Below are 7,677 nucleotides of genomic sequence, written 5' to 3'. Positions count from 1 at the left end.
CGCAAACAGGTCGTGAGGCTGTACAGACAAGGCACCAAGATCATGCAGATCGTCACGATGACGGGGCTGAGCTACCCGACAGTGCGAACGGCTATCGATCTGTTTGACGCTGGCGGCTGGGGTGCGATACGTCCCGCTGTTCGTGGACGAGCCAGAGGCGATGGCCGGGTGCTCGGTCAGGCGCAGGAAGACACCATCCAGCGCCTGATCATCGACAAACGCCCCGAGCAGCTCAAGATGGATTTCAGCTTGTGGAGCCGGGCCGCAGTGGGTCAGCTCATCGAACAGGAATTTGGCATCAAGCTGCAAGTGCGCAGCATCGGCAAGTACCTCACCCGCTGGGGCTTCACACCGCAAAAGCCCATCAAGCGCGCTTACGAGCAAAGCCCTGCTGCCGTGCAGGCTTGGTTGGAGGGCGAGTACCCCGGCATTGAGCAGCGCGCCAGGGCCGAGGGGGCCGAGATTCACTGGGGCGACGAGACGGCCTTGGTCAACACCGATGTGCGCGGCAGGAGCTTCGCGCCAGCGGGCAAAACACCGGTGGCCATGGCCGTGGGCGGCACCCGTCAAAAGCTCTCCATGATTGCCACGGTGACCAACCAGGGCAAGACGCGGTGGATGATCATTGACGAGGCTTTCGATGCTGAGAAGCTCATCGAATTCCTACAAGCTTTGATCAAGGACGCGGGTAAAAAAGTCTTTCTGATTCTGGACAACCTGCGGGTCCACCACAGCAAGCTGGTGAAGGCTTGGGTGGCTGAGCGGCAGGACCAGATCGAGTTGTTCTACCTGCCCAGCTACAGCCCACAGCTCAACCCAGAGGAGCGGCTCAATGCGGACTTGAAGCAGGAGATGGGCAAGCGCGTGCCGGTGCGAACCAAGGCCAAGCTACGCGATGCGGCCAACGATCACATGGCGATGCTGGAGCAAAACCCCGAGCGCGTCATGAGCTACTTCCAGGACCGTCACGTTCGATATGCAGCTTAAGACTTCACAGGGCCGGATCAATAGCCGTTCCAGCCACTCTCCGGAGCCGTATTCCGCATTCTGAAGGTGGTCTGAGATGTGTACTTGCCAGTCTGGGAAACGCTGTTCAACGGCTTTGACCCATTCCTCTATGCCGGCTTCACCGGTGTTGATTTCTTGACCGCCACCCACCAAGCACACCACGACTGCCCAATCCTTGTGGCGGTTCAAACACGAAATCAGGAAAGCTGGCTCCGATTGGTCGAAGTCTTGGTAGCCCTTTTTGCGGCGCATGAACGACGCGGTCTGTTCGAGGTTCCAGGCACGCTGCGCTTCGTCAAAAATCGCGATGTGTTCGTCGGGGGCTCGCGCTGCATCGCGAAGGCATTCGTCCCGGTAGTGGTGCACGTTTTGAATGAAAGAAGCCACAGCCCGCAGTGCTTCACCTTTTTTTATTCTGCTGCCTGCCGCCCGATGTTTGGCGACGCTGTCGCGCGCCAATGCCTCTTGCAGAACAGCAACCAACGGCCCGTTTCCAGACAAGTACACAGCATGAAGATCATCGCTGGTGGTTTTGTGTTGCGTGGCAATGTTCAGCCCGACCAGTGTTTTGCCTGCGCCGGGCACGCCGGTGACAAAGCAGATAAATTTTTGTTTCTGTGCTTGCGCCTGACCAATGACCGATTCGATGGCAGCCGATGTGCGCGACAGATTGATGTCAGATGCATCGTTTCTCGAAATATCACTGACGTTGTGGCCGCTGTACAAGGCCATGGCAGCTTCAATGATGGTGGGCGTCGGGCGGTATCCACCGCGCACCCATACGTTGGCATCAATGCAAGCGCCGTGCGAAAACGCCAGCGCCTGAGTGATTGTTTCGCCAATTTGTGAACCGCTGATCGCGACTGGCTGGTACACGCCGTCATCCTGCACGCTTGTGGTCATGACGATGGCTCTCGGGTGGGTGTGTGTAGCCACCAACACCGGCGCAATAGAAACACAGTGGGACGTTTCGTGGAAATTCTTCAAATCAACCGCGTAGTCCCAGACCTGATCTATCGCTGCGCTGTGAATGACGGCCTCACCCACTTTGAACTCGATCACCAACACGAGGTTGTCGATCAACACGACACTGTCAATACGCTTGCCCAATCGAGGGACAGAAAATTCGAAATACACCGTCCCGCGGCCGGTGAAGGGAGCCAAGGCTGGGCGCAACAAGTTCAGCTGTTGCTGCCAGGCTCTTCGCTGTGTTTCTTCAACGGCAAATACGCTCTCTCGAAGCAGCTGACCCAAAATTGCATCGTCGGAGCGGCACAAAAATGCTGCAATGGTGTCTTCGAAGTAGGCGCGACCCGTCAAATTGTTCCCCCTGTTGAATCCTGCGAGCTTGTTATACCCGACCCTATTCCCGCTGAAGTGGCCAAACTGATGCGCTTTTAAAGCGATACAAAGCGGGTGTGCTGTCAGCGCTCACGCTTGCGGGCCAGCTCCCAACGCGTGCACAGTTCCATTCCTCGTGCTACATTAACCGGCTCGCCTTGGGCGACCGGCCGCGCGCAAGTTGTCAGCAACCTGCGCGCACCACCCCAGGCAGAGGGGTTGCTGGTCCAGTCCCACCTTGGTGAGCCACGCCAGCCCCGTACCCGTCTTGGGTCGGCGCCGTGGCAAATGTTTTCCCTCCTGTTGCCGATGCCCCTGCCGTGGCTCGTGCGCCGGATCTGGCTTGGTGTTCCCAACACCGCGCTGGCTCCGGGAGATTCAGTTGGGCACCCCGGCGCTTGGGGCTGCCACTTTGTTTTTCGGGCGTTTTCAGGTTTTGCGGCTGTTGCTGCGGGCCCGTGCCCACTGATGTTTTTAATGATTCATACGACCACGATTACGACAACGAAGAGTCTTTCTCCTCTCACTTTGGGCAAATACCGCATTGCGGCTTGTCCGCGTCCGCTCCCCTGCGGGCGCTTTGCCGCACAGGTGTCCATTGCCAGTGGACGCGGCAGCGCTTCCACTGCCCGAGTGATGCGCTTTGTTGACGATTTCTCGACCCACGATGCCGCGGCAAAATACGCTGTTGCGCAAGGCATTGATTGGGTCAACGACACACTGCGCACCCACGCGCGCCCGATCGCTGTGGGGCAGGTGCTGTCACCCCAAATCTGTATTTGAAAAGGAGCCACACATGGCCAAAGAAGATCTGATTGACATGATGGGTATCGTCAACGAGGTGCTGCCCGACACGCGTTTTCGCGTGACTCTGGACAACGGTCACCAGTTGATTGCGTATTCGGCAGGCAAGATGCGCAAGAACCACATCCGCATCCTGGCGGGTGACCGCGTGTCGCTGGAGCTGTCCCCTTACGACCTGAGCAAGGGCCGTATCAATTTCCGCCACATCGAAGGCCGCGGCCCGATGGTGCCGCGCAAGCCGCGCTGATTCGACCTTGAAACCGCCTCGGCGCCGCCAGCGTGAGCGGTGCCAAGGCTTGCGCCTGACGTCAGTTGTCTGATTTCAGGCGCTTTCGGCGCGCCTGCACGGCCGCCGCCAGCCCTTCGAGCACCGGCACGGTCTGCTCAAAGCTGATGCAAGCGTCGGTGACGCTGACACCCGCCTGCAGCACCTGGCCGGGCACGATGTCCTGCTGTCCTTCGTTCAGATGGCTCTCGATCATCAAACCGGTGATGCGCGTTTCGCCTGCGGCGATCTGCTGCGCCACGTCGGCGGCCACGTCGATCTGTTTGCGGTGTTGTTTGCTGCTGTTGGCGTGCGACACGTCCACCATCACCTGTTCGCGCAGGCCGGCGGCTTTGAGCAGCTGGCAGGCAGCGTCCACATCGGCCGCACTGTAGTTCGGTACTTTGCCGCCGCGCAAAATCACGTGGCAGTCCTGGTTGCCCCGGGTTTCAAAAATAGCCGCCTGGCCCATTTTGGTCATGCCCATGAAGGCGTGTGCTGACTGAGCGGCTTGTATCGCGTCGGTGGCCACTTTAACGCCGCCGTCGGTGCCGTTTTTGAAGCCCACCGGGCAGCTCAGGCCGCTGGCCAGCTGGCGGTGGCTCTGGCTTTCGGTGGTGCGCGCACCAATGGCGCCCCAGCTCACCAGGTCGCTGATGAACTGCGGGCTCAGCAAGTCCAGAAACTCGGTACCCACCGGCAGGCCCAGCGCCAGCACGTCCAGCAGCAACTGGCGGGCCAGTTCCAGACCTTCGTTGATGGCGAACGTGCCGTCCAGGTGGGGGTCGTTGATGTACCCCTTCCAGCCCACCGTGGTGCGGGGCTTTTCGAAATACACCCGCATGACCACCAGCAGGTCGCTGGCCAGTGCGTCGGCCTGGGTTTTGAGCCGCTGTGCGTAGTCCATGGCCTGCGCGTGGTCGTGGATGGAGCAGGGCCCGACCACCACGATCAAGCGGTCGTCTTGTCCGTGCAGCACGCGCGAGAGCGCGCTGCGGCTGCTCTCCACCAGCGCCAGCGCCTCGGGCGGTGTGGGCAGCCATTCCTGCAGCAGCGCGGGCGTGATGAGTGGGCGCACCGCGCCAATGCGCAGGTCGTCAATGCGGGTGGTGTCCTGGGTAGACAGCGGGGTGGAGGTGCGTTGGGCGTGGGTCATACCCCTATTGTCGCGCGGCCTTGGCAGGCTGCTGCCTGGCGCACGCGCCGTGAACGCGCTCAGGGGCGGCGAAAAGCGGTGGGCTGGGCGGCCCAGTAGCGGTTGTCCAGGCGGTCCATGCGCACCGTGCCGCCGGTGGACGGCGCGTGCACAAACCGGCCTTCACCCACATAGATGCCCGCATGAAACGGCCTGCCAGCGCCAAAAATCACCAGGTCACCGGTGCGCCGCTCGCGGGCATTCACAGGTTGGCCAAAGCGTGACAGCTGTGCCACGGTGCGCGGCGGCGCCACACCAGCACTGCTTTTGTACACATAACCAATCAGCCCGCTGCAGTCAAAGCCGCTTTGCGGTGTGTTGCCGCCGTACCGGTAGGGCGTACCCACCAGGCCCAGCGCATGGATAGCGATGTCGCTGGCCTGCCCCGTCAACAGTGGGCGGTGAGCCGACCCGGGTGCCGGGGGCGCACTGCCGCAGCCCCCCATCAGCAGGACGAAAAACAGGGCAAGGCTGGGTACAACGAGGCGCATGGTTGCCCAGCGTACCGGATCGCCCCGCTTCTGTGCGTGTGTTGGCTGGGGTGTCATGTGGGGCAAGCTTGAGCTGCCACCTGGCGCAGCAGCTTGGCCACGGCTGGCTTGGTGCAGCGCTGTAGCCCCATCAGGAACGCATGGTCGGGGTTGGGCACACCGTGGCGGGTGCGCAAATCGTGCTGAATGCGCCCCAGCAATTCGGCCGCCATTTCGGCGTCGCCCAGCGCGCGGTGGGCCTTTCCGGTGCGCGGCAGGTGGAAAAAATCCACCAGGTTGCCCAGCTTGTGGCTGGGCGCCTCGGGGTACAGCCGGCGCGACAGCAGCACCGTGCACGCAAAAGGCTGCTGCGCCGGTTGCCCGGCGCGCGCGAGCTCGGCCACCCAGTAGCGGCGGTCAAACGAAGCGTTGTGCGCCACCATCGGCACCTCGCCCACAAAGCGGGCGGCCTCGGTCATCACGGCTTCGGCCGGCGGCGCGGCCTGCACCATCGCGTTGGTGATGCCGGTGAGCTGCGTGATGAATGCCGGAATGTGCACGCCCGCATTCATCAGGCTCTGAAAGCGGTCGACCACCCGGCCTTGATCCAGCAACACAATCGCCACCTCGGTGGCACGGTCGCCCTGGCCGGGCGAGATACCGGTGGTTTCGAAGTCGATAACGGCGATGCGGCTCATGGCGGTGCGTTGTGTGGGTGTGCTGGGCGCTCAGGCCTTCTTCAGAAACTCCGATTTCAGCAGCATGCTGCCCAGCTCGGTTTTGCAGTCCACGTTGTGGCCATCGGCACCGTCCACCAGGCGGATGCTTTTGATCTTGCTGCCCTTTTTGAGCACACTCGACGAACCCTTGACCTTCAGGTCCTTGATCAAGATCACCGCGTCACCGTCGGCCAGCGGGTTGCCGTTGGCGTCTTTCACGGCGGCGCTGCCAGCGTCTTCATCGCCTGCGCCTGCCTCAGCCTTGGGCCATTCGTGGGTGCAGTCGGGGCAGACGAAGTTGTCGCCGTCGGCGTACGTGTTTTCAAGGCCGCATTGTGGGCAGGCGGGAGCGGTATGGGGCATGGTGAGCAGGAGCCAAACGGAACGAAGACTCCAATGGTAGTGGACCGGCCCAACACCGGTCCCACAACCCACCAAACCTCGAGCGTCAGCGCACCTCGGTCACAAATTCAGCCATCGGGCGGCGCACCTTTTTCAGGTTCACCAGCCAGTCGCCTTCTTCGGCCCGGTAGCCCAGCGGCAAGATCGCCACGCTGCGCAAGCCGCGTTCGCGCAGCTTCAAAATGGCGTCCAGCTTCGCCGGGTCAAAGCCCTCCATGGGTGTGCTGTTAGCGGCGCTCTAAACCCGCGTAAATCTGGTGTCGGCAAGCAGTCGGTGGCGGTCATCCGCGGCAGTCAGCTGACTGCTTTGAATTTCCTTTGAATCGAAGGGTGCCCGTTGCACAGGGCACAGACGTGTCCTGAGCGTGCCTGCTTTGGCCATGGCGAGCGGGCTTGAGCCAGCGCAGGGGTATGGCGCAGCGCTGGTGTTTTGCGTTACATATCGCCTACCTGTGTAAGAAGCAGGCGCGACAGTGACAGTCACTTTCCGGTAAACCCACTGTCGCGCCCCGAGACCCACCGCTTTGGAGGGCGCCGTTGCCGCTGTCAGTATTCACGAAGCGGGCGTGGCTGTCCAGCAGCGTGGGCCCACGCATGGGAATGGACCGCCCATGCCCACTGCCCAACACGCACCACCACAGCCGCCGTCACCACCGCCCAGACGTTTTCTGTGCGCCCTGTGTCGCAGCCCTGTGCTCATCTGCAGCCACTGCGACCGCGGCCAGCGCTACTGCAGCGCAGTCTGCTCACTCCAGGCCAGAAGTTGCGCCCAGCGCGCCGCTGCCAAACGCTACCAGGACAGCCGCAAGGGCCGCCACGCTCACGCCACACGCCAGGGGCAATGGCGCGCGCGCCAACAAATAGTGACGCATCAGGGTGGCCCACCACCGCCCTGCGCTGATGTACTCCCATCCAGCGACGCAACCGCTCTGAATCCAGACGCAAGCCAGCGCTGCAAGTGCCAGTTTTGCGGCCGTTCGGTCTCGGCTTTTGTGCGTCAGGACTTTCTGCGATGCCGCTTTCGCCATCCATCCCAACCTTCCGTATGGAGTACCGACTCACATGGCCATTTCACCTGAACTCAAGGCGCAGATCCTGCGCTACCACCACGCCGAGCGCTGGCCGGTGGGAACCATCTCGTCCCAGCTGGGCGTGCACCGCGAGACCGTCATGCGCGTGCTCACCCAGGCCGGCGCGGCCCCAATCGTGCCCGCACAACGCACTTCGGGCGTGACCCCCTACCTGCCCTTTATCCAGGAGACCTTGAAGCAGTTCCCCAACCTCACGGCCAGCCGGCTGCACACCATGGCCGCCGAGCGCGGTTACGAGGGGCGCCCCGACCACTTTCGCCACATCGTCGCCCGCCACCGTCCGCGCCCCCCAGCACAGGCCTACTTGCGCCTGCGCACCTTGCCCGGTGAACAGGGGCAATGCGACTGGGGCCACTTCGGCCACATCCAGATCGGGCAAGCC

8 protein-coding genes and 2 pseudogenes are annotated in these 7,677 nt (G+C 62.2%); 4 read left to right on the top strand and 6 right to left on the bottom strand.

All coding sequences use genetic code 11. The features are described 5' to 3' along the window. A partial coding sequence (locus AC0GNR_RS19160; RefSeq protein WP_472901375.1) for an IS630 family transposase occupies window positions 1-987 on the top strand: 987 nt, incomplete at its 5' end. On the opposite strand, the gene AC0GNR_RS19155 is transcribed toward AC0GNR_RS19160, so the two are convergent. Continuing rightward, a complete protein-coding gene (locus tag AC0GNR_RS19155; RefSeq protein WP_472902359.1) occupies window positions 889-2,328 on the bottom strand; it encodes a DNA/RNA helicase domain-containing protein in 1,440 nt (479 codons plus the stop codon). The two genes, AC0GNR_RS19160 and AC0GNR_RS19155, sit on opposite strands and share 99 nt — an antisense overlap. Window positions 2,329-2,637: 309 nt before the next feature. Between AC0GNR_RS19155 and AC0GNR_RS19150 the strand changes: the two genes are divergently transcribed. Together AC0GNR_RS19150 and infA are read left to right on the top strand one after the other, a co-directional pair. Then, window positions 2,638-3,132, top strand: a complete 495-nt coding sequence (locus tag AC0GNR_RS19150) for a hypothetical protein (protein ID WP_472902358.1) — start codon at window positions 2,638-2,640, stop codon at window positions 3,130-3,132. A 13-nt stretch (window positions 3,133-3,145) separates the two neighbouring features. Then, window positions 3,146-3,400 (top strand): translation initiation factor IF-1, encoded by a 255-nt coding sequence (infA, locus tag AC0GNR_RS19145; RefSeq protein ID WP_304826126.1) that lies wholly within the window; start codon window positions 3,146-3,148, stop codon window positions 3,398-3,400. 61 nt (window positions 3,401-3,461) lie between these two features. Here infA and AC0GNR_RS19140 read toward each other — a convergent pair whose 3' ends face one another. The 5 genes and pseudogenes from AC0GNR_RS19140 to AC0GNR_RS19120 all read right to left on the bottom strand — a co-directional run. Continuing rightward, window positions 3,462-4,574, bottom strand: a complete 1,113-nt coding sequence (locus tag AC0GNR_RS19140) for a 3-deoxy-7-phosphoheptulonate synthase (protein WP_472902357.1) — start codon at window positions 4,572-4,574, stop codon at window positions 3,462-3,464. Between the two features lie 59 nt (window positions 4,575-4,633). Next, on the bottom strand, window positions 4,634-5,104 hold the full coding sequence (locus AC0GNR_RS19135; protein WP_472902356.1) for a C40 family peptidase: 471 nt from the start codon (window positions 5,102-5,104) through the stop codon (window positions 4,634-4,636). A 53-nt stretch (window positions 5,105-5,157) separates the two neighbouring features. Continuing rightward, a complete protein-coding gene (locus AC0GNR_RS19130) occupies window positions 5,158-5,781 on the bottom strand; it encodes a 3'-5' exonuclease (protein ID WP_472902355.1) in 624 nt (207 codons plus the stop codon). A gap of 30 nt (window positions 5,782-5,811) precedes the next feature. Next, window positions 5,812-6,165, bottom strand: coding sequence for a zinc ribbon domain-containing protein YjdM (locus AC0GNR_RS19125; RefSeq protein ID WP_472902354.1), 354 nt, complete (start codon window positions 6,163-6,165; stop codon window positions 5,812-5,814). A gap of 85 nt (window positions 6,166-6,250) precedes the next feature. Then, window positions 6,251-6,433 (bottom strand): annotated as a pseudogene (locus AC0GNR_RS19120) (NAD(P)H-dependent oxidoreductase); the annotation flags it as partial. A gap of 833 nt (window positions 6,434-7,266) precedes the next feature. On the opposite strand from AC0GNR_RS19120, the pseudogene AC0GNR_RS19115 reads away from it, so the two are divergent. Beyond that, window positions 7,267-7,677, top strand: a pseudogene (locus AC0GNR_RS19115) (IS21 family transposase); the annotation flags it as partial.

The sequence above is a fragment of the Hydrogenophaga sp. LT287 genome (genome assembly GCF_055702805.1).
This window is presented reverse-complemented; position numbering and strand designations above follow the sequence as displayed.